Source organism: Bradyrhizobium hereditatis (assembly GCF_020329435.1).
GTDB classification, from domain to species: domain Bacteria; phylum Pseudomonadota; class Alphaproteobacteria; order Rhizobiales; family Xanthobacteraceae; genus Bradyrhizobium; species Bradyrhizobium hereditatis.
Window position 1 is genome coordinate 49528 of sequence record NZ_JAGKJK010000022.1, and the last position, 22577, is coordinate 72104.

The 22577-nt window shown below is 63.4% G+C and carries 18 protein-coding genes; 11 read left to right on the forward strand and 7 right to left on the reverse strand.

All coding sequences use genetic code 11. From position 1 onward, the window contains the following. Positions 1–146 precede the first annotated feature (146 nt). The 3 genes from J6524_RS33175 to J6524_RS33185 are packed head-to-tail and all read left to right on the forward strand — an operon-like array spanning position 147 to position 3069. On the forward strand, positions 147–1946 hold the full coding sequence (locus J6524_RS33175) for a thiamine pyrophosphate-binding protein (protein ID WP_225678106.1): 1800 nt from the start codon (positions 147–149) through the stop codon (positions 1944–1946). Positions 1947–1965: 19 nt separating this feature from the next. Continuing rightward, positions 1966–2670 carry an SDR family oxidoreductase gene (locus J6524_RS33180; RefSeq protein WP_225678107.1) on the forward strand — a complete coding sequence of 235 codons (705 nt, stop codon included), beginning with the start codon at positions 1966–1968 and terminating at the stop codon, positions 2668–2670. Positions 2671–2685: 15 nt separating this feature from the next. Beyond that, a complete protein-coding gene (locus tag J6524_RS33185) occupies positions 2686–3069 on the forward strand; it encodes a cupin domain-containing protein (protein WP_225678108.1) in 384 nt (127 codons plus the stop codon). Positions 3070–3200: 131 nt separating this feature from the next. Here the strand turns inward: J6524_RS33185 and J6524_RS33190 are convergent, their stop codons facing one another. From J6524_RS33190 to J6524_RS33200, 3 genes are all read right to left on the reverse strand, one after another. Further along, a complete protein-coding gene (locus tag J6524_RS33190; protein WP_225678109.1) occupies positions 3201–3425 on the reverse strand; it encodes a hypothetical protein in 225 nt (74 codons plus the stop codon). Between the two features lie 462 nt (positions 3426–3887). Then, positions 3888–4688 (reverse strand): SDR family NAD(P)-dependent oxidoreductase, encoded by an 801-nt coding sequence (locus tag J6524_RS33195; RefSeq protein WP_225678110.1) that lies wholly within the window; start codon positions 4686–4688, stop codon positions 3888–3890. Positions 4689–4769: 81 nt separating this feature from the next. Further along, positions 4770–5711, reverse strand: a complete 942-nt coding sequence (locus J6524_RS33200) for a hypothetical protein (protein ID WP_225678111.1) — start codon at positions 5709–5711, stop codon at positions 4770–4772. Positions 5712–5912: 201 nt separating this feature from the next. On the opposite strand from J6524_RS33200, the gene J6524_RS33205 reads away from it, so the two are divergent. From J6524_RS33205 to J6524_RS33230, 6 genes are all read left to right on the forward strand, one after another. Next, on the forward strand, positions 5913–9386 hold the full coding sequence (locus tag J6524_RS33205) for an indolepyruvate ferredoxin oxidoreductase family protein (protein ID WP_225678112.1): 3474 nt from the start codon (positions 5913–5915) through the stop codon (positions 9384–9386). 142 nt (positions 9387–9528) lie between these two features. Further along, positions 9529–9963, forward strand: coding sequence for a hypothetical protein (locus tag J6524_RS33210; protein ID WP_225678113.1), 435 nt, complete (start codon positions 9529–9531; stop codon positions 9961–9963). 184 nt (positions 9964–10147) lie between these two features. Further along, positions 10148–11728, forward strand: a complete 1581-nt coding sequence (locus tag J6524_RS33215; RefSeq protein WP_225678114.1) for an alkaline phosphatase D family protein — start codon at positions 10148–10150, stop codon at positions 11726–11728. 192 nt (positions 11729–11920) lie between these two features. Then, on the forward strand, positions 11921–12958 hold the full coding sequence (locus tag J6524_RS33220; RefSeq protein ID WP_225678115.1) for a Gfo/Idh/MocA family protein: 1038 nt from the start codon (positions 11921–11923) through the stop codon (positions 12956–12958). Positions 12959–12987: 29 nt separating this feature from the next. Further along, entirely contained in the window at positions 12988–13971 is a 984-nt protein-coding gene (locus tag J6524_RS33225; RefSeq protein WP_225678116.1) for a Bug family tripartite tricarboxylate transporter substrate binding protein, read from the forward strand. A gap of 507 nt (positions 13972–14478) precedes the next feature. Beyond that, positions 14479–15651: a thiolase family protein gene (locus J6524_RS33230; protein ID WP_225678117.1), complete on the forward strand. Its 1173-nt coding sequence runs from the start codon at positions 14479–14481 to the stop codon at positions 15649–15651. A gap of 69 nt (positions 15652–15720) precedes the next feature. On the opposite strand, the gene J6524_RS33235 is transcribed toward J6524_RS33230, so the two are convergent. Next, positions 15721–15948: a hypothetical protein gene (locus J6524_RS33235; protein ID WP_225678118.1), complete on the reverse strand. Its 228-nt coding sequence runs from the start codon at positions 15946–15948 to the stop codon at positions 15721–15723. Between the two features lie 303 nt (positions 15949–16251). Between J6524_RS33235 and J6524_RS33240 the strand changes: the two genes are divergently transcribed. Continuing rightward, complete coding sequence (locus J6524_RS33240) at positions 16252–17532, forward strand: amidohydrolase family protein (protein ID WP_225678119.1); 1281 nt, start codon at positions 16252–16254, stop codon at positions 17530–17532. An 18-nt stretch (positions 17533–17550) separates the two neighbouring features. Here the strand turns inward: J6524_RS33240 and J6524_RS33245 are convergent, their stop codons facing one another. After that, on the reverse strand, positions 17551–19248 hold the full coding sequence (locus J6524_RS33245; RefSeq protein ID WP_376712110.1) for an FAD-dependent oxidoreductase: 1698 nt from the start codon (positions 19246–19248) through the stop codon (positions 17551–17553). A 35-nt stretch (positions 19249–19283) separates the two neighbouring features. Between J6524_RS33245 and J6524_RS33250 the strand changes: the two genes are divergently transcribed. After that, a complete protein-coding gene (locus J6524_RS33250; protein ID WP_225678121.1) occupies positions 19284–20273 on the forward strand; it encodes a Bug family tripartite tricarboxylate transporter substrate binding protein in 990 nt (329 codons plus the stop codon). Between the two features lie 86 nt (positions 20274–20359). Here the strand turns inward: J6524_RS33250 and J6524_RS33255 are convergent, their stop codons facing one another. Together J6524_RS33255 and J6524_RS33260 are read right to left on the reverse strand one after the other, a co-directional pair. Beyond that, a complete protein-coding gene (locus J6524_RS33255; protein ID WP_225678122.1) occupies positions 20360–21238 on the reverse strand; it encodes a DMT family transporter in 879 nt (292 codons plus the stop codon). 39 nt (positions 21239–21277) lie between these two features. Then, positions 21278–22522, reverse strand: coding sequence for an aminotransferase-like domain-containing protein (locus J6524_RS33260; protein WP_225678123.1), 1245 nt, complete (start codon positions 22520–22522; stop codon positions 21278–21280). Positions 22523–22577: the final 55 nt, after the last annotated feature.

Genomic DNA, 22577 nt, shown 5'->3' on the forward strand with positions numbered 1-22577 from the left:
CGCCCGGCAACAGCGCGCGAGAGCGTAACGGCGATCATACCACAATAGCAATTGACGTACAGTATTATGAGAAATAGGTTCGGCGGGGCTTGCCAGGACCGCGCGAAGACGCGGGGCGAATTGGGCTGCAGGGAGAGAATGAACAGATGTCGCGTAACATGCTCAACGGCGCCCAGGTCATCGTCGACTATCTGATCCAGGAGAAGGTGCCGCAGGTGTTCGGCCTGTGCGGCCATGGCAACATTCAGTTCATCGACGCGCTGTACGAGCGCTCCGCCGACATCAAGACCATCTCGGTGCATCACGAGAGCGTCGCTGGCTTCATGGCCGACGTTTACTACCGCGTGTCGGGACGGCCGACGGCGACGTTCACCTCCTGCGGCCCCGGCTCGGCCAACCTGCCGATCTCGCTGGCGAATGCCTTTCTCGACTCCGTGCCGTTCATGGCGGTGACCGGCAACGTGCCGACCAGCCAGTTCAACCGCGGCGCCTTCCAGGAAATGTACCGGCATCACCAGGCCGATTTTCCTTCCACGGTGCGCACGATTTGCAAGAAGGTGTTTCAGCCGACGCGCGGCGAGATGGTGCCGCTCGCGGTGCGGCAGGCCTGGAAGACCATGACGACCGGCCGGCCCGGTCCCGTTGTGCTCGATGTTCCCTTCGACGTGTTCATGGAATCGGCGGCCGAAGAGGCGCCGAAGGCGATCGAATGGAACGCCAACATATCGTGCCGATGCGGCGCCGATCCGGAGGGGGTCGTGAAAGCGGTCGATATGCTGCTCAATGCCGAGCGGCCGGCGATCATCGTCGGGCAGGGCGTGCGCTACGGCGGCGCGGCGGAAGAACTCTTAAAGCTTGCCGAGCGGTTGCAGATTCCGGTGGCTGCTTCCGCCAGCGGCCTCGGTGCGATCGATTGCAATCATCCGCTGGCGCTGGGCCTCGTCGCGCGCGCCGGGCATTATCAAGCCAATCACGCGACGCGTCAGGCCGATGTGCTGCTCGCCATCGGCGTGCGGTTCGACGACCGCACTTCGAGCTCATGGATCCCGGGCTATTCTTTTACCATTCCGCCGACGCGGCTGATCCATGTCGATATTGATCCCGAGGAGATCGGCCGCAACTATCCCGTTGCGCTCGGCCTGATGGCCGACCTGCGCACTTTCCTGCGGCAGGTGCATGCCGAACTCGATCGCCGCGGCGATCTCTCTGACAAGGCCGACGCGCGCAAGAAGTGGCTTTCGCAGATCGATGGCTATCGCAAAGAGTGGGACAAGTTCGTCGCGCCCGGATTTTCCGACGACACCACGCCGATCAATCCGCAGCGCGCCGCGCTCGAGATCGACAAGGCGCTGCCGGAGGATGCGATCCTCGTCAGCGACATCGGCGTGCATCACAACTGGCTGCTCGGCTTCTGCAAGCCGCGGCGGCCGGATTCGCTGATCGGCTCGATGGGGTTCGGCCCGATGGGCTTTGGCGTCGCCGGCGTGATGGGCGCGAAATTCGCCGCCCCCGATCGCCCCTGCGTTTCTGTGTGCGGCGACGGCGCGTTCTTCATGCACGCCAACGTGCTGGGCACGGCGGTGGAATATGATCTGCCCGTGGTCTGGGTAGTCTGGAACAATTACGCCTATGCCTCGATCCGCGGCTTGCAGCGCGGCTATCTCGGCGGTCGCGAGCTCGCGACCGACTTCCACGATCCCAACACCGGCGAGCGCTACAATCCGGATTTCGCGGCGATGGCGCGCTCCTGCGGCGTCGAGGGCGTGCGCATCGATCGCGCTGACGATATCGGCGAGGCCATCCGCAAGGGCATCGCCGCCAATAAGCCCTATCTGATCGACGTCGACATCGCCGCCGACATCAACCCGGTTGGTGCGGGCGTCTGGGAATTGCCTGGCCTTGGCCAGAGCAAGGTCGGCATCGGCACGCGCTATCAGCCCGCCTGATCCTACGCGAGAAAATCACATGCTGCTTGCAGGCAAGAAAGTCGTCGTCGTCGGTGGTTCCTCCGGCATTGGTCTAGCAACGGCGGAAGCCGCAAAACGCGAAGGCGCCGACGTCATCGTCGCGTCCCGCAATGTCGAGCGGCTCGACAAGGTGGCGGAGAAGCTGAACGCAATCGCGATCCCGGCCGATGTTACCAGCGATGACAGCGTCGCAAAACTGTTCCAGCGCTCTGGCCCGGTCGATCATGTCGTGGTGACGGCGGCGCAGCTTCGCACCGGCCCGTTCAAACAGGTGGCGATGGAGGATGTCCGCGCCACCATGGAGGGCAAGTTCTGGGGCGCCTGGCGCGTTGCGCGAGAAGCCGATATCCGCCCCAGTGGCTCGCTGACCTTGGTCTCGGGTTTCCTCAGCGTTCGGCCGCGGCCGAATTCGGCGATCGTTAGTGCCGCCAATGGCGCACTGGAATCGCTGGCAAGGGCGCTGGCCCTTGAACTGGCGCCGGTGCGCGTCAACGCGGTCTCGCCCGGCGTAATCGATACGCCGATCCGCGCCGCGATGCCGGAAGCGGCGCGGCTCGAGATGCTGGCGAAGACCGCGGCGGCGCTGCCGGTCGGCCGCGTCGGCGCGGCGGAAGATATCGCACGGCAGATTCTCAGCTTCATGACGAATGGCTTCGCGACGGGATCGATCGTGTATATCGACGGCGGGGCGCTCGTCGTCTGACCAGCGGAGGAAGCAATGGCTTCAGAAAATAGCGGCGCGTTCATCCGCAACATCGCCGAGGTGCCGTGGCGTGAATTTCCCAATCATTTCGGCGGCGCATTGTCGAAGCCGCTGGTGATGCCGGAGACCGCGGGCTCCCGCCACATCGACTATCGCATCTCGATGTACCAGCCGATGGCACATGTCGCGCGCCACAAGCACCAAGTGCAGGAGCAAATCTATCACGTGCTCGAAGGCGAGGGGCTGATGGAAATTGCCGGCAAGAACCACGTGGTACGCAAGCACGACTTCATCTTCCTGCCGCCCGGCGTCGAGCATGCGATCTCGAATTCGGGATTGGTCGATCTGGTGTTCCTAGTGATTACGTCTCCCGTGACCGACGACGAGAAGCCGGTGTGAGATGCGTTCCCCGGGCGCGGCGCAGCGCGATAGCGATGCACTGCAGAACCGGGTGTCCATATGCGTCGGCTGGGTCCCGGCTCTGCGGAGCAGCGCTATGCGCTGCACCGCGTCCGGGACACGAACGAAAATCAGGCCGCGAGATCCTGCAACAAAAGCGACGAGCCGCGAATCAAGACCTTGCGTCCCTTTTCGGTGAGAACCGGCATATCGCCGTGCATCGCGGCGAGCTCGAGCGCGATCAGGCCCTCGATCGCGTAACGGCTCATGCGCGCGAGCTTTGATGCCGGCGTGCGTAATGCCTTCAGCGTTTCCCATTGGGACGGCGTCAGGTCGTAGTCGAATTCTTCGTTCATGGTGCCTCGGCTTCCCACAATTCTTGTGGCGCTCATAGCGAGCGCACATGAAAATCGTGCGACTGCAACGAGTCGGTATTTCGACAAGCCGACGATGCGCTGTCACATCATCGTGTCATTGGAATTGATCGATGCTGTCGAATCACGCGGCGCACCAAAAACAAATAACGCTGATGCAAAATCGCGTGAGCAGGGGTGCGTCAAAAAGGACCCCCAATCGGTGCACCCTTAAGAGAAGGTTACTAACCAAAGGTAAATCTATGGGGTAGTGGTGATGCGTTTTTCGTGCTGCGCATGCTCTGTCAGACCTCATCCTGAGGAGCGGCGTGAGCCGCGTCTCGAAGGATGAATGGCACCAGCCGGGGCCACATGGTTCGAGACGGCGCGGAGCCTGTCATCGGGCCGCGCTTCGCGCGGACCCGTTGGCGCCTCCTCAGCATGAGGGTTTGAAGTCGTCCGCGTCTATCCCCGCCGCACGCTGGCGCCGCCATCGACCGGCAGCGTCACGCCGGTAATAAAACTCGCTTCATCCGATGCAAGGAACAGCGCGGCGTTGGCGACGTCCCAGCCGGTGCCCATCTTCTGCCGCAGCGGAACCTTTGCGTCGCGTTCGGCCTCGACTTCGGCGCGGCTCTTCCGCCATTCGCGGGCGCGGGTGTCGACCGCCATCGGCGTGTTCATCAGGCCGGGCAGGATGACGTTGGCGCGGATCCCGTACTGCGCGTTCTGATAGGCGAGCTGTTCGGTGAAGGCGATCATCGCCGACTTGGTCGCCTTGTATGCCACATACGGATAGGTGGTGATCGCGGCCATCGAGGAGATGTTGATGATCGCGCCGCTCTTCTGCGCCCGCATGATCGGGATCACGTGCTTCGCTGCCCAGACGCAGCTCTTCAGATTGACCGCGACGCAGCGGTCGAACGCTTCCTCCGAGATCTCGAGCAGTTCGGCATCGCCGCCGGACAGGCTGACGCCGACATTATTGTGTAGGATGTCGATGCGGCTCCAGCGCGCCTGAGCATCCGTCACCATCGCCTTGATCTCACTCTGTTTGGTGACGTCGGCCTTGAACGCCGCCGCGGTGCCGCCGTTCGCGGCGATCATGTCGACAGTTTCCTGGGCCGAAGCCAGATTGTAATCGACGCACAGGACCCTGGCGCCCTCGCGCGCGAAGGTCAGCGCGGTGGCGCGGCCGTTGCCGATGCCTTCGCCCGGGCTCTGGCCGGCGCCGACGATGATGGCGACACGATCTTTCAGGCGCATCTCATTCCACTCCCGGAAGCGGGTACTGCTTCAGTACCTCTTTTGTTAATGTCGTTGGTGGCGATAGCGGATGAGCCTCACCTAACCATAGAGCGCTTTATGCTCCTGCTCATAGTTCGCGTAGGATTCCTTGATGCTCGCCATGTTGAGCAGCATGGTCGCAACCGGTTTGTCATCGGCTCCGAACACGGTCGTGCGCATCCAGACGCTTTCGGTACGGCGGCTACCGCTCAGCGCAACGACTTCGCGCTCAGTGGCATAGCTCTCGCCGACGAATAGCGGCCCGCGCAGCAAGCGGATTTCCTGATCCGCGAACAGCCCGACCGCGGGCCCGCGAACCGGCAGCTTGTCCTCGCGGGCGCGATACTGGAACAGCACGCTCAGCATTTCGAACGGGATGATCGCCCGACCCCAGGGATTGAGCTCCTGCGAATAGTAGGCCGAAGGCTCGGTGATGACCTTCAGCTTGTCCGCCAGCGAAAACGGATAGAGATCGCCCATGTGCTGGTCGAAGCCCATCTTCACCGCCTGCCGCGGTGTTTTCATGCCGACCTTGAGATCGGCGAGAATGACGGGATCAGCGAGCGGCTTGAGTTCGCCGAGCCGCCGGGAAAGCGCAGTTTCCGTTACATCGCCGATCGACGCGGTGCCGCGCAGGATCTCGGTGCCGTCGCGCTTGGTCATGCCGATCGCGCAAATGGTCTGTCCCGGCTTGGGCTTTTCGATAAAGGCTTGGACTTCCTCGCCCTCGAAGGCGGGGTTGCGGTAGTGGGCGGAGAGGCATCCGGTTTCGAACCAGGCCTGGCCCCAGATGCGTTCGCACAGCGGCGCGAACTGGCTGAAATGCGTCGGACCTTCGATGGTGCCGCCTTGAAACCCGAGTTTCTGCGCGGTCGCATCGTCGTGGATCGAGGCATGGGAGTCGTAGACCTGCGCTTGCAGCATCTGCCTTGGGCTTCGCCATGGCCCAACGAGCAGATTGTCGCGCTCCAATATCTCGGTCCTGAACGCCGGTTCGGTCATCCCTTGTGTCTCCCTTTGCCTCCAAGCGTTTCAAAGAAGGCAGGTTTCGGCAAGAGGCAGGGGCGATCCACAAGCAGGCGAGATATGCCTTAAGGCCATGAATTCACGCTGGGCACGCATAGCAAAATCGGTGCATGCTGTTCGCAATTAGACCGGTTCAAATCACCGGCAGAACAGAAAAGCGCGACGGGGAGCGGACGAATGGCGTTGATGGAAGTGGGTCTGGACGACAAGTACCGTCTGGACGCGAAGCGGATTTTTCTGTCCGGCACGCAAGCACTGGTCCGGTTGCCCATGTTGCAGCGCGAACGCGACCGCGCGCAGGGCCTGAACACTGCCGGTTTCATCTCCGGATACCGCGGCTCGCCGCTTGGCATGTATGACCACGCGCTGTGGCGTGCGAAATCCTTTCTCAAGCAGCACGACATCGAATTCTCTCCGGGCCTGAATGAGGATCTGGCGGCAACGGCCGTGTGGGGCAGCCAGCAAGTCGGCATGTTCCCCGGCGCCAAGGTCGATGGCGTGTTCGGCATCTGGTACGGCAAAGGGCCTGGTGTCGATCGCTCCGTCGATGCGCTCAAGCATGCCAACTCGGCCGGCACCTCGCGCAATGGCGGCGTGATTGCGCTCGCCGGCGACGACCATGGCTGCCAGTCCTCGACGCTGGCGCATCAGAGCGAGCAGGTGTTCGCCGCGGCGCTGATGCCGGTCGTCAATCCGGCAACCCTGCAGGACTATCTCGATCTAGGCATCCTCGGCTTTGCGCTGTCGCGCTATTCCGGCTGCTGGGTCGGCTTCAAGGCGATTTCGGAGACGGTGGAAAGCTCGGCTTCGATCGTCAGCGATCCCGATCGCATCAGGATCATCACGCCAGACGATTTCGAGATGCCGCCGGGCGGGCTCTCCATCCGCTGGCCGGACGCGCCGATGGAGCAGGAGCGGCGGCTGCACGGGCCGAAGATGCAGGCGGTCGCGGCGTTCGCCCGCGCCAACCGCTTCGACCGCATCGTGTTGGATTCCAAGCCGGCACGGCTCGGCATAATGGCGACCGGCAAGGCCTATCTCGATCTGCGCCAGGCGCTGGCCGATCTCGGCATTACCGATGCCGAGGCGCAGGCGCTGGGGCTGCGCATCTACAAGGTCGCGCTGACCTGGCCGCTGGAAGAGGCAGGCGCGAGAGCGTTCGCGGAAGGCTTACAGGACGTGCTTGTCGTCGAGGAGAAGCGCGGCTTCATCGAGGATCAGCTCGTACGCATCCTCTACAACATGGATGCCTCAAGGCGGCCTTCGGTGGTCGGCAAGCGCGACGAGACCGGCGCGCCGCTGCTGCCGAGCGAAGGCGAATTGACGCCCACCATGGTCGCCGCTGCCGTCGTTGCGCGTTTGCGTAAGCTTGGCCATCGCAGCCCCGCGCTGGAGCAGCGTCTCGCAAAACTCGAAGCCTTCGACCGGCCGGCGGAAGGCATCGGCGCGGCCAAGCTGCAGCGCACGCCGTATTTCTGCTCGGGCTGTCCGCACAACACCTCGACCAAGATTCCCGAAGGCAGCCGCGCGATGGCCGGCATCGGCTGTCACGGCATGGCGCTATCAGTGCCGAACCGTCGCACGCAGACGATCTCGCATATGGGCGCGGAGGGCGTGAGCTGGATCGGGCAGGCGCCGTTCACCAGCGAACCGCACGTGTTCCAGAATCTCGGCGACGGCACCTACACCCATTCGGGCCTGCTGGCGATCCGCGCGGCGGCGGCGGCTGGCGTCAGCATCACCTACAAGATCCTCTACAACGACGCGGTGGCGATGACCGGCGGTCAGCCGGCCGAGGGCGGCCTCACGGTGTCGCAGATTGCGCATCAGGTCGCGGCGGAAGGCGCCAAGCGCCTCGCCATTGTTTCCGACGATCCCGACAAATACCCGGCGAATTATTTCCCCCCACGGGCGACCATCCATCACCGCCGCGAGCTCGACGCGGTGCAGAGGCAGCTACGCGAGGTCAAAGGTCTCACGGTGCTGATCTACGATCAGACCTGCGCGGCGGAAAAGCGCCGTCGCCGCAAGCGCGGGCTCTATCCCGATCCGCCGAAGCGCATCTTTATCAACGAGCGCGTCTGCGAGGGCTGCGGCGACTGCTCGCAGGTCTCGAACTGCGTCTCTGTGCAGCCGCTGGAAACCGAGTTCGGCCGCAAGCGGCGGATCGACCAGTCGAACTGCAACAAGGACTTTTCCTGCATCGAGGGCTTTTGCCCAAGCTTTGTCACCGTGCACGGCGGCAGGCTCCGCAAGGCCGACCGCGCCGCCGCCGATCCGTCGGCGCTGTTTGCCGACCTGCCGACCCCGGTCACACCGGCGCTCGACGGCGCCTACAACATCCTCATCACCGGCATCGGCGGCACCGGCGTCATTACCATCGGCGCGCTGCTCGGCATGGCCGCCCATGTCGACGGCAAGGCGTGCACGACGCTCGACTTCACCGGACTGTCGCAGAAGAACGGCGCGGTCATGAGCCATGTCCGCATCGCGCCTGCTGCCGACGATCTCTCGACCGTGCGCATCGCGCCAGGCGGCGCCAATCTCATCCTCGGCTGCGATATCGTGGTCGCCACCAGCATTCCGGCGCTGAGCCGGGCTGAGCGCGGCCTGACGCGGGCGATCGTCAATGCCGACCTGTTGCCGACCGCGAGCTTCGTCATCAATCCCGACATCGATTTCGAGGCTGATACGATGCGGGATTCGCTCAACGAAGCCGTAAGTGCCTCCGATCTCGATATCCTCGATGCGACGGGGCTTGCCACCGCGCTGATGGGCGACAGCATCGCCACCAACGCCTTCATGCTCGGCTTCGCGTTCCAGCGCGGCGCGATCCCGCTGTCGCTGGAGGCGATCATGAAGGCGATCGATCTCAACGGCGCGGCCATCGAGATGAACAAACTCGCGTTTTCCTGGGGCCGGCTCGCGGCCCACGACCTGCAGCGCGTCGTCAGCGCGGCGCGCTTTAAGAGTTCTGGCGCGGCGCCAACCAAGCGGACGCTCGATGAGAGCATCGCCTTCCGCGCCAAATTCCTGGCCGACTACCAGGACGAGGCCTATTCCAAGCGCTACCTCACTGAGGTCGAGCGCGTCCGTGCGGCGGAAGCCAAGGCTGCGCCGGGCTCGCATGAATTGACCGAGGCCTTCGCTAAGGGCCTGTTCAAGCTGATGGCCTATAAGGATGAATATGAAGTCGCCCGGCTTTATTCCGACGGCGAGTTCGCGAGGGCGCTGAGAGAACAGTTTGACGGTCAGCCTGGCGTGAAGGTCAGCCTGGCGCCGCCCCTGCTGGCGAGGCGCGACGAGGTAACGGGGCATTTACAGAAGCGCGAGTTCGGTCCCTGGATCTTCCGCGCCTTCGATATCCTGACGCGCTTCAAGTTCCTGCGCGGCACCGCCTTCGACCCGTTCGGCTATACGGCCGAGCGGCGGATGGAGCGGGCGCTGGCGAGCGAATATTCCGCGATGATCTTCCGCCAGCTCGACAGGGCGAAGGCGCATGACTGGCTGCGCCTGGTCGCGCTGGCGAAATCCGCGGAACTCGTTCGCGGCTATGGCCACATAAAAGAAGCTAATGTCGCGAAATACCGCGCCGAATGTGCGCGGCTGGAAGCGGCGATCGGCCAGCCGGTGGCGCAGGCCGCCGAGTAGGGTTGTTCATCCGGCGCGTGAACTTTTTTCCGGCCGAGATCACGCACCGGCAACCCTGAGCGTGGAACCCGCTGGAATTGTGCTGGCGGCTTCCTAGATGACGGCTGTTCTTCAGTTTTTGGTTGATTTCAGGAGGCCAGCAATGGTCCTGAAAAGCGCTGTTGCAGCGGCACTTTGCGCGGGGCTCCTGATGTCGGGTAGCGCCGCGCTGGCTGACGAGTATCGTGCAGGTGAGCTGTTCAGCCTTGATCCTTCCAGTGCTCTGCTCTCGCCGAAGCGGCTCGGTCCGGAGACGCATTTCACCCCTGTCAGGATCGAGGCGAGAACCGACCGCAAGCCGGTGAAGACTGAGCGCGTGGTTGCGCCCAAGACTACTGAGCGCAAGGCTCGCGTTGTGCAGGAACGTGTGGAGAAGCCACGCAGTGTGGAGAAGCCACGCACCGTGGAGAAGCCGCGTGCTGCGGCCCGCGCCAAACTGGCCCGTCGTCACTCTAATCCGCTCGACGCGCAGGCGCGCGACACGCGGATCCAGACCTGGCCGTGCAACTCCGGCGGCATCTGCGACTGGCAGCAGTAAAGAACCGTAGGGTGGGTTAGCCGAAGGCGTAACCCACCAAGATGTTTCCACGAGGATATCAAAGTGGTGGGTTACGCTTCGCTAACCCACCCTACAGTTCACGTCATCCACCTGTCGTAAAACCTTCGGCCAGCATTCAAATTGCTCGGGCACACCTTCGTCGTGATTCGACGAGGGTGCTTCGATGCCGATTGCGATTCGCGCCGGGCAAAGCCTGAACCGGCGTCAATGGTTGGTCCGCTCTGCCGCAACATGTGCCGTCGCCGGTCTCGGCAGCATCACGAGACCCTACCTCAGCCGCGCCGCGGATCGGCCGCTCATCACGAGCGGCATTCAATCGGGCGATGTTTCGGCCAACTCTGCGGTGATCTGGGCACGCGCCGACCGCGCCGCCCGGATGCAGGTCGAGTGTTCGACGGTCGAGAATTTCAAGAGCATCGTTGGAAAGGCTAGCGCCAACGCACTGCCGGACAGCGACTTTACGTCAAAGGTGCTGATCGAGGGCCTGCCACCGGGGCAGGACATCTTCTATCGCGTGCGGTTTGAAGACATTGACGGGCAGGGGTTCGCTGGCGAGACGCAGGTCGGGCACTTCCGCACCGCGCCCGTGACGCGAAGCTCGGTCTCGTTTGCCTGGTCGGGCGATACGACGGGGCAGGGCTGGGGCATCGACGAAAGTCGTGGCGGCATGCGGACTTACCGCACCATGCTCGACAACCGTCCGGACTTCTTCATCCACTCTGGTGACCACATTTATGCGGACTGCCCGGTGGAGCGGGAGTTGAAGCTGCCCGATGGCGGGATCTGGCGAAACATCGTCACCGAAGAAAAGTCCGTCGTCGCGCAGACCCTCGCGCAATTCCGCGGCAACTACAAATACAACTGGCTCGACCAGAATTTTCGCGCCTTCCACGCTGCCGTCCCGCTGTTCGCGCAATGGGACGATCACGAGGTTACCAACGACTGGGCGCCGACCGGCACGGCCGACGAGGCCGGCTATGCCGAGGACGGCTCTTCGCTCCTGGTGGCCCGGGCGCGCCGCGCATTCCACGAGTTCATGCCGATGCGCGCGGTGCCGGCGCAGGAGGATGGCCGCATCTACCGCAAGATCGCCTACGGCCCGCTGCTCGACGTGTTCATGATCGATATGCGCAGCTACCGCGATTCCACCTTCAACAAGGGCGACGACCAGGGCGAGGCCTGCGTCCTCGGCGCGACGCAACTGGCCTGGCTGAAACGCGAACTGGTCGCATCCGACGCCACCTGGAAGGTGATCGCCGCCGACATGCCGATTGGCTTGATCAGCGAGGACGCCATCGCCCTCGGCGACGGCCCGCCTGAACGGCGCGAGCACGAGATTGCCAACTTGCTGTCGTTCATGAAGCGGGCCGGCATCCGCAATATTGTGTGGCTGACCGCGGACATGCACTACACTGCTGCGCACCATTACGACCCGAACCGCGCCGTCTTTCAGGATTTCGAGCCGTTCTGGGAATTCGTCTCCGGCCCGCTGCATGCCGGCACCTGGGCGCCGGCGCCGCTCGACAATACGTTCGGGCCGAAAGCGATGTTCCAGAAAGGCTGCAGCGGCGAGAATCTCGCCCCCTGCTACGGTATGCAGTTCTTCGGCCGCGTCGACATCGACGGCAAGACCGAAGTGATGACGGTGACTCTGAAGGATGTCGACAACCGCGACCTCTGGTCGGTCGACATCGAGCCGCGCCCGGATGCCCGGCCCGGCCAGATCATGGCGCAGCACATCTGACACCTTCGATCGAAAGACCGCCGGCGCAGAATCTCCGGCGAACCTTCCATGCTCGCGCCTCACAGTTTGGATAGGCTTCGCGGCCTTGCCGAGAGGTGTCGGCAAAAACAGCCTCAAGTTGCGTATTGTTCTTGAAGGAGGCGGTCCGGTGGCGCACAATTCGCCTGTCCCTTCCGACCGGAGCACCGGGCAATGGCTGGCGAGAGCAAGGTAATGAGTGCCGATCCGCTCCGCGTGGCCTGCATCGGGATGGGATGGTGGTCAGACGTCCTGGCCGATGCCATTCGGCGCTCGGGCAAGCTCGAGATCCGCAGCTGCTACAGCCGCTCCGATGAAAAGCGCAAAAATTTCGCAGCAAAATATCGCTGCCGTCCGGCCGCGAGCTTCGAGGCGATACTGGCCGATGCCGAGATCGAGGCAATCATCAACACGACGCCGAACGATGTGCATCTGGCGACAACCTGTGCTGCCGCGGCCGCGGGCAAGCACGTCTTTCTCGACAAGCCGATCGCCAACACCGTCTCGGACGGCCGCGCCATTACCGAGGCCTGCCGCAAGGCCGGCGTGATCCTCGCGCTCGGCTACCAGCGGCGGCGCGAGAGCCATTTCCGACATATCAGGCAGCAGATCGACGCCGGCCGGTTCGGCAAGCTCGTCAACGCCGAGGCGAACATCAGCCGCGATCGTCTCGGCAAGATCGATCTCACATCCTGGCGCTACCAGGCCGCGGGCATGCCGGGCGGCGTGATGCTGCAGATCGGCATCCACTATATCGACGTGCTCGCCTACCTGATCGGGCCGATCCATGCGGTGCGCGCGCAGTCGGTCCAGCTGGTCTTGCCCGGCGATAATCCAGATGTCGCGAGCCTGATCTTGCAGCATGAGAACGGCGCGCTGTCGACGCTGAACGCAAGCTACGCCTCGGCGTCCGAGTACTACCTGATGAATGTCTACGGCAAGGACATGACGGCGTTCTACGATCTGCACAATGGGCTGCGGCTGCTCAAACGCGGCGAAAGCCGGCCCGAAGCGGTGCCCTGCACAAGCAACGATACGCTGGTCGAACAGCTTGAGGAGTTCGCCGAGGCGGCGCGCGGGCAGGGCCAGCACGAAGTCGGCGGCGAGGAGGCGACGCGATCGCTCGCGGTGGTGCGCGCCGGCATTCTCTCGGCCCGCGCGGGACGTTCGGTCGAGGTTGCGGAAATATTGAACGGCGACGGAAGTTTGTAGTCGTGCGGCAGCATGGACAGGAGCGCGCTATGAAACCTTGCACTTGTGTCTGGAAGGCTTGCCTCGTTGCGATGCTGTTCGTTGGCATCGCAGGCTCGGCGCGCGCGCAGGATTATCCCTCCCGAGCCATCACGGTGGTGGTGCCGTTTCCTCCCGGAGGCGCCAGCGACGTAGTTGCGCGCATCGTCACCAACCAGATGTCGAAGATCCTCGGGCAATCCATCGTGATCGAGAACGTCAGTGGCGCCGGCGGCACGGTCGGCAGCGCGCGTGTCGCGTCCGCCGCGCCCGACGGCTATACCCTGCTTGCCGCGGCGATGGGCTCGCATGTCGCAGCGCCAGTGCTCACGCCGAACCTCAAATACGATCCAGTTACCGACTTCGTACCGATCGGCATCACCGCTCATTCCCCCGCAGTCGTTATCGCGCGGAAGGATTTCCCGGCAAAGGACCTGAAGGAATTTGTCGCAGCACTGCGGCAACGCGGGGATGCGGTCAAGCAGGCGCATGGCGGTGTCGGCGCCTCCTCGCACATGGCCTGCCTTCTGTTCACGGCGGAAATCGGCGCGAAGCCGGCGCTCGTCGCCTATCGTGGTTCAGGCCCCGCATTGAATGATCTGGTCGGGGGGCACGTCGACTTCATGTGCGAACAGTCGGTCAGTGTCGCGGAGTCGGCACTCGCCGGTTCGGTCAAGCCCTTCGCCGTCGCGGCTGCGAAACGGCTCGAAACGTTGCCGAATGTTCCGACCGCCAGAGAGGCCGGCATAAACTACGAGATGAGCGTCTGGGCAGGATTGTTTGCGCCGAAGGGTGTTTCGCACGAAATCATCGGCAGGCTTTCCAACGCGCTCGATCAGGCGCTTGATGAGGCCGTCGTGCGCGAGCGGATTGCCCAGCTCGGCGGTTCCATACCGGCAAAGGACGAACGCAACCCGGCTGCGTTCGATCGGTTTGTACGATCCGAGATCGCGCGCTGGGCGCCCATTCTTGCTGCGACCGGAACAGGGAAATGAGGCGTGCAACGCGGGTGCAAAGGTGCGGACCGGACGAAACGCGCAAGCCTCGTGTTGCGGACCTCCGGGCAGGGAGCCAGATGAAATTGGCTCAGGGCGTTACCGCGAGATAGCCGCCGACAACGATCAGCACCGAGAGCGCAATAATCACTCCGAGCACCGCGGTGATGATCGCGGGCAGTTCATGAGTGTCCAGCTATTGTCGCAACGCCCTTACCATCGCACTCCCGAACCGGTTCTGGTTGGCTATCCCTTGCACGCCAGCGATCTCAATAGCGGTCAATTTCGCTTAGTGAAATAGCCGGGCCTTTCGTCGCGCGCTGGCGCATTGGCTTCCTGCAGGCCGAGGGTTACCTGCGGCCTTGCCCAATGACAGGCGTTGTGCAAAGCCCGCCCTTGAGCCGGCTTTTGCGGATCATTCTTTTCCGTCGGCCGGAATTCGGGTTTTCGCTACACACGGGCGCGGCTCCAGTCCATACTGGAGCGCATCACAGGGAGGTCTTTCAAATGCGTGAAGCTGTCATCGTTTCCTATGCACGTACGGGGCTGGCGAAGGCCGGCCGCGGCGGATTCAACATCACACCGCCGATGACCCTGGCGGCCCACGCGATCAAGCACGCCGTCGACCGTGCCGGCGTCGACAAGGAATATGTCGAGGACTGCTACCTCGGCAATTGCGCGCATGGCGCGCCCAATATCGGCCGTCAGGCCGCGCTGCTCGCAGGCCTGCCGAAGTCGACGGCCGGCGTCTCCGTGAACCGCTTCTGCTCGTCGGGCCTGCAGACCATTGCGATGGCCGCCAACTCGATCCGCTCTGATGGCGCCGATTGCATCGTGGCCGGCGGCGTCGAAAGCATCTCGATCCCCGGCGGCGGCTCGCCGAAGGAATCAATCGATCCCGACCTGCTCAAGACCGCGCCCGACATCTTCATGGCGATGATCGACACCGCCGACATCGTCGCTGAGCGCTACAAGGTCAGCCGCGAATACCAGGATGAATATTCGCTGGAGTCGCAGCGCCGCATGGCGGCCGCCCAGCAGGCCAACAAGTTCAAGGACGAAATCGTCCCGATGAAGACCAAGATGAAGGTGGTCGACAAGCAGACCAAGGCGGAGTCGATCGTCGACTATGTCGTCGATCGCGACGAATGCAACCGGCCCGACACCACCATGGAAGGCCTTTCCAAGCTCGAGCCCGTAAAGGGGCCCGGCAAATACGTCACCGCCGGCAACGCCAGCCAGCTCTCGGACGGCGCGGCGGCCGTGGTGCTGATGGAAGCCAAGGATGCCGAGAAGCGCGGCCTCAACCCGATGGGCCGCTTCGTCGCCTGGGCGTCGGCGGGCTGCGAGCCGGACGAGATGGGCATCGGCCCGATCTACGCCGTGCCGAAGCTGCTCAAGCGTCATGGCCTGAAGATCGACGACATCGATCTCTGGGAGCTCAACGAAGCCTTCGCCAGCCAGTGCCTCTATTCCCGCGACAAGCTCGGCATCGATCCCGAGAAGTACAATGTCAATGGCGGCTCGATCGCGATCGGCCATCCCTTCGGCATGACCGGTGCGCGTCTCACTGGCCACCTCCTGCAGGAAGGCCGCCGGCGCAAAGCCAAGTGGGGCGTCGTCACGATGTGCATCGGCGGCGGCCAGGGCGGCGCAGGTCTGTTCGAAATCTACAGCTGAGCCTTCGAAGCCAGCGTGCAATAAAGAAAATGGCTCCGCGAGGAGCCATTTTCATTTCAGGCGTCGGCCTCAGTAGCGATACTTCTTGATGACCACAGTCCTGTCGCGATGGCCATGCCGCCATCCGCGATGCCAGCCGCGGTCGCGCCGGAATTCAGCACGTGCGCCGTAGTGGGGATGGTGGTGATGGTGATGATAGCCGCGCTTCTTGATCACGACAGTCTCGGCGCTTGCAATCGACGGCGCCGCGATCGCGAGCGCGCCAAGTGCAGCGACGATGTATGCAAGTCTCTTCATTCCAATTCTCCTCCAATCAAGCTGACATAAAACATCACGTCCGATGGAACGTTCCCGAGGAACTTGAAGAGAATTCTGAACGCTTGTTCAGGTGCGCGCGTCGCGCGCTTCCACCATCGAACTTTTGAGTGAGAACTCGCCGCCAGCAAATCGGTCAGGCCGCTTGGCACAGGCGGCGTCGGTCTGCCCACTCGAAGATCGTCGGCGGCATTTCCGCTCCTGCGTGGGCGATGCACGCCCTGCTTGCAGAACGCCCGCGCCGGGAGCATCATCCCGCAAAATAATATCAGGGGGAGCGCTGCGATGACCGGGTTTTCACGCCGTGATTTTCTGGGCCTGACGGGGACGGCCGCCATTGCTGCCATATCCGGCCGCGCCAACGCCGCGATGGCGCCGAACGACAAGTTCGACCTCGTGATCAAGGGCGGCGACGTGCTCGATCCCAGTCAATCACTCAAAGGCAAGCGCGATATCGGCATTCGCTGGGGCGTCATCGAGGCGGTGGAGAATGAAATTCCGGCCGCGCGTGCCGCGAAAACCATCGACGCCTCGGGCAAATTGGTCACGCCGGGACTGATCGATCTGCACTCTCACGTCTATCCCTATGGCTCGGCGATCGGCATTCCCGCCGACGAATTGGTGCAGGTGCAGGCCACCACAACGGTGGTGTCGGCGGGCGATGCCGGCGTCAATAATCTCGCCGCGCTGCGGCGCTACATCGTGGCGCAGTCGCGGGCGCGGATTTATGCCTTCGTCCACATCGCCAATAACGGCCTGTCCGGATTCCCGATTCCCGAGCTCTACAACATCGACTATGCGCAGCTGGATGCCTGCGCGATGGCGCTGGCCGAAAATCCGGACTTCCTGCTCGGCGTGAAGGTCCGGATGTCGGAGAACGTTATCGCCAAGCATGGTCTCGAGCCGCTGAAGCGTTCGATCAAGGCCTGCGAAATGTGCGGCTGGCCGGCCAAGCTGATGGTGCATATCGGCGGCGTCGAGACCAAGGAGCTGATGTCGGAAATTCTCAACCTGATGCGGCCCGGCGACGTGCTCACCCATGCCTATTCCGGGGCACCCAACATCGGCGGCGTCTTCACCAACATCGTGCAGGACGGCAAGCTGTTGCCGGCGGCGCTATCAGCCAAGCAGCGCGGCGTGATGTTCGACGTCGGCCATGGCGGCGGCAGTTTCGACTTCACGGTCGCGGAGGTCGCGCTGCCCGGCGGCTGCACGCCCGACACGATCTCCTCCGATATCCACGTCTTCTCCGGTAATTCGCCTGGAATGCCTTACCTGCCGAACGTCATGAGCAAGTTCGTCACGCTCGGCCTTTCGCTGGAGCAGGTGGTGGCGGCAGCGACGATTACGCCGGCCAAGATCATCAACCGTGCGCCCAAGATCGGCACGCTGCAGATCGGTGCACCGGGCGATGTCGCGATCATGGAGCTGATCGAGGGGCAGACCTCGTTCGTCGACACCCGCAACAACAAGCGCGAGGGCAAGCTGCTGCTCAAGCCGGTGCAGACCGTGATCAACGGCGTGCCGTTCGGCCGGCCCTATCAGGCGCCGTTCGCGGTGCGCTGAGGGATCGCGCTGCTTGTCTCAGATGGCCCGGCCGAGCAGCTTGTTCACGAGCGGGGCCGGATCATCCGGGATGACGTCGCCGCGCCAGGCGACGTGCTGATCGGTGCGCGCGAGGATGAGTTTTCGGCCGCCGGGTGGCTGCGCCTCGTCGCGGGGCACATCAACGATTGCGAACGGAGCGCCGCTGCCGCGCATCGCATCGGCGAGCGGCGCGACCGCGACGTCCGGATCGTAGCGCAACAGCGTGTAGCCCCGCCCTAGCGCATCATAGACCGGCCGTCCGTCGGCAAGTTTCGCGAACGGAAGGCGGCAGCCCGGCGTCGAGGAAGGCGTAAAGTCCGCCATCGTAAAACCCGGCTGCTCGGCGCCGTCATAGGCGATGATCGGCGAGTGATCGTAGAAATAGCCGAAGTTGAGCCCGGCGCAGCAATATTGCTGCACGTTCAGGTCATAGGCCGCCTGTCCCACTTGCTTGCGGACGGCATCGCCTTCAGGCCCCGGCTGCTCGATTTCCTCCGGAACGGTGCGGCGCTGGCTGAGCACCTTGCCGGCCATTTCCATCGCAAAGCGTGACACCTGCTCGGTGATCGGCTGGCGCTCCGCCTCATAGGCATCGAGTATCTTGATGTCGGCCCAGCCTTCCAGATAGGCGGCGAGCAGCCATGCGAGGTTGGTTGCATCGGCGATCCCGGCATTCATGCCGTAGCCGGCATAGGGCATCCACAGATGCGCCGCGTCGCCACAGATAAAGGCGCGCCCCTTGCGAAAGCGGTCGGCGACCAGGCGGCGGCCGACCCAATCCTCCTTGCTCAGAATCTCATATTCGAAATCGGGACCGACACCGAGAATGGCGCGGATCGAGGCGTCGCGATCGACCGTCTCGAAAGTTTCGTCTTCGCGGTTGAGATGATTATGGATCAGCCATTTCTCCCGGCCGTCAATCGCGACCACGGTGCCGCAGCGCCGCGGATTGAGTGACAGCGTCATCCAGGCGGGATGGTCCATCATGCCGAGCAGGGCAGGCGCGCGGATGTAGGTTGATTGCACGCGCTGGATGATCGGCGTTCCCTGCAGGTTGGCGTCGATCGCCTTGCGAACCAGCGAGCGCGCCCCATCGCAGCCGACGATGAACTCGGCATGAATCTGGAAGGCCCTTCCGCTATCGAGATTTCTGACGGTCGCGACGATGCCGTCGTTCTCCTCGCGGAAATTCTCGAACGCGGTGCGGTTCAGAATCTGGAGCCCGTCGATCGCTGCGGCGTGGGCGAACAGCACCGGTTCCATGTAGATCTGGTTGATGCGGTGCGGCGGCTCGGCAGTCGGCCAGTCGGTATCCGGTCCACCGGTGGCGGTATAGCGATCGCGCCGGCAGGGAATGAAGATGCGCGAGAGCTCGATGCCCGTTGCCGTGGTGCGGTAGGAGCAATCATTCGGATAATCGGCCGGCAATCCGGTGTCGCGCAGCTTCTGTGCCACACCTAACCTGCGAAAGATTTCCATCGAACGTGCCGAGACATGGTTGCACTTCACGCTCGGCGGCTCGCCGGCGGACCGCGTTTCAACCACGGTGACGGATATGCCGCGCTGCGCGAGGTCCATTGCGAGCGTCAGTCCCACCGGACCGGCGCCAACCACGAGAACGCGGGTTTTCAAATTGTCGCTCACTGCCTTGTCGCCTGCTGGCTTGTCACTTGCTGCGTTGGAACGTTCATGCATAACTGCTGGCCATAAAAATCATCGGGGAGACGCCAATGTTTCGGTCGATGCGGCAGGGCATAGCCTTGAGCCTTGTTGTTGTGTTCTCGCTGCTGTCGCCGTCTGCGGCCAGCATAGCAAACGCATATCCCGACCAGCCGATCAAGATCATCGTGTCGTTCCCGCCCGGCGGCAGCGCCGATATCGTGATCCGCGCCCTGCAGCCGGTGCTGGCGGAGGATCTGCGCCAGTCGATCGTGATCGAAAACCGGGCTGGGGCGGGCGGAAATATCGGCATTGGCGCCGTAGCGCAGGCTGCGCCTGACGGCTACACGATCGGCGTTGCCGCCGCGGGCGTGCTGACGGTCAATCCCCATCTCAACCGTGCGGCGATGACGTTCGATCCGATCAAGGATCTCGTGCCGGTTACCTTGCTGGCGGAAATCCCGTTCGTGCTGGTTGCGTCGCAAAAATCTGAAGTGACGTCGGTCGCGGACCTCATTGCGCGGGCCAAGGCCCAGCCGCAAGGTCTGTCGATCGGTCATGGCGGCAACGGCACGGCTATGCACCTGACCTCGGCGCTATTTGCGCAAAAGGCCGACGTCAAAGTTCAACTGATCGCCTATCGCGGCACCGCGCCGGCTACCACCGACGTTCTTGCCGGCCATATTCCGTTGGCCGTGCTGGACATCCCGGCGTCCCAGCAACTGATCCGGGAAGGCAAGCTGAAGGCGCTCGGAGTCTCCGCCGCCAGGCGCGTCGCCTTTCTGCCTGACGTTGCGCCGCTGGCGGAGCAGGGCCTGAGCGGATTCGAATCCGTCGGCTGGTTCGGGATTGTCGCGCCCGCCGGCACGCCGCCAGACATCGTTGGGAAACTGAATGCGGCTTTCGTCAAGGCGCTGAGCGATCCTGCGGCGATCGAGAAGATCCGCGTGCTCGGCGCCGAGCCCGCGCCGACGTCACCCGACGCTTTCGCCCGATTCATCCAGAGCGAAAGCGCAAAATGGGGCAAGCTGATCGCCGAGGCCGGAATCAAGAGCGAATAAGGCGGGCGCGCCAGCTGGCGACGTGGCCGAGGCCATTTGATCCTGATGAATGCGGCCACCCCTTCGCTTGGGCGCTGTTCTGGCCATCAGGCCAGCTGCTTCCGTGCGCGGTTGTCGCCAATGATATCGGCGATCACGGCGGCCATTACCAGCGCGCCGCCGATGAGTGCCCGCGGGCCTGGCGTCTCGTGAAATGCAAGCCAGACCCAGAACGGCATTAGCGGCGTTTCCAGCGTCGAGATCAGCGCGGCCTGACCTGATGGCAACAGCCGCAACGCGAGGAAAAACAGCGTCAGGCCTAGCGCGACCTGAAAGAAGCCGAACATCGCGAGAATGACGAGATCGTGGCCGGTGACCGCCGCTAACCCCTGGGCAAAGGGAAGGCTGACGATGCTGCCCAGGATGTTGGAAACGGCTGCTGCGGCGACCATCGACCTTCTCTTGTAGCGCCTCACCGCGACCGTCATGACGGCGATGGCGAGAGTGGTGAGGCAGGCCAGCGCGATGCCGAGAACATCGGAATCGATACGGGCAGTGCCGACGATAATCACGACGCCGAAGAGCGCTGTTAGAATGGCCAGAACGGTTCGTAGCGCGATCGCTTCCCGCAGCCATATCCACGCGATGGCGGCTGTGACCAGCGGGCCCGTTGCAATGATGACGGCGACGTTGGAAACGTTCGTCAATTGCAACGACGGAATGAAGGCCACCATCGCCAGCGTCGAAAGCGATGCGACCAGCCAGCCGCTTACGCCCATCTCGACGAAATCGCGGAGCCCGGCGCGGCCTTGCAGCAGCAGATTGATCGCAATGATCATCGCGCCGCCGAACAAGCCCCGCCAGAACAGGATGGTCCAGGAATCATAGGGAAGCAGCCGTGTAAAGAAAGGTGCGGTGCTCCAGGCGATGGACGCGCCCACCACGAGCGCGATCCCGATGCGATGTTGCGAGTGTGTCCCGGTCATCTCTGGATTGATCTCCGCGCACGACCGGGTTTTGGACGCTTAGCCCCGCGCCCGCTTCTCCACATTGGCAATCCGTGCCGGCACGCCGAATTCCTTGCGGCAGACTTCGGCGAGCACGGCGACGCCCTCGCGGATCTGTTCCTGCGAGGGGCTGGCGAAGCACAGCCGCAAACGGCTGCCGGCATAGGTTTTGTCGGTCGACCATTCCGGCCCGGGATTGATGGCGACGCCGGCGGCGAGCGCGGCCTGATAGAGTTTCAGCGTATCGACATTGTCGGGAAGCTTCACCCACAGGAAGATGCCGCCCTCGGGCGCCTCGAATTCGGCTGATGTGCCGAACTGCTCGTTGAGCGCCTCCATCAGCGTGTCAAGCTTGGCGCGCAGGCCGCGCGTCAGCTTCGGCACATGGGTTGCAAAATGCGGCGCGCAATATTCCGCCAGCACCATCTGTTCCAGCGCGCCGCTTCCGGCGTCGGTCTTCAGCGCCAGCATCCGCGACATCATTTCCCAGGGCGCGACGATGAAGCCGACCCGCAGGGCAGGGGCGATTGATTTGGAGAACGAGCCGATGTGGATGACGCCGCCATGTTGGCTCATCGCATAAATCGCGGGCGGGCGCTGGCCGCTCCAGACAAGATCGGCATAGCAATCGTCCTCGAAGATCGGCACGCCGTATTCCCGCGACAGCTTCAGCATCTCCGCGCGGCGCGTCTCCGGCAGAATGGTGCCGGTCGGGTTCTGCACGGTCGGGATGGTGTAGATGTATTTCGGCGTGATGCCGCGCCGCTTGTGATCGGCAAGAACAGCCGCCAGCGCGTCTATCCGCATGCCCTGATGGTCGAGGGGAATGCCGACCGCATTGACGCCGAGCCGCGTCAGCCTTGTCAACGCACCCTGATAGGTTTCCTGCTCGACCAGCACGGTGTCGCCGCGCGCCAGCAGGGTCTGGTTGACGAGATCGAGCGCCTGCAGCGAACCCGAAACGATCAGGAGGTCGTCGGCGGTGCAGGCGATACCGGCGTCGCGCTTCAGCTTGGTGGTGAGGAATTCGCGCAGCGGGCGATAGCCCTGCGGACCGCTGGCGAGCCCATAGGTCGCCAGCGTCTTGCCCTCGCGCCGCAGCACGGCGTTGACCGCCTCGATCAGGCCGTCCACCGGAACTTGCTCGGGATCGTTGTTGCCGCCGACAAAACTGTATTTGGCGAGCCCCGTCCACCGCGCTGCCGGCGCCGGCAATCCAGCGGGCAGGAGGGCCGAAAAGTCGAAGGGGGTTGCAGTGGACATGGATAATCACTCCCGTTTTGTTTTTGGTTGAGAAGGCGCTCGCGGCCTTCCGGCA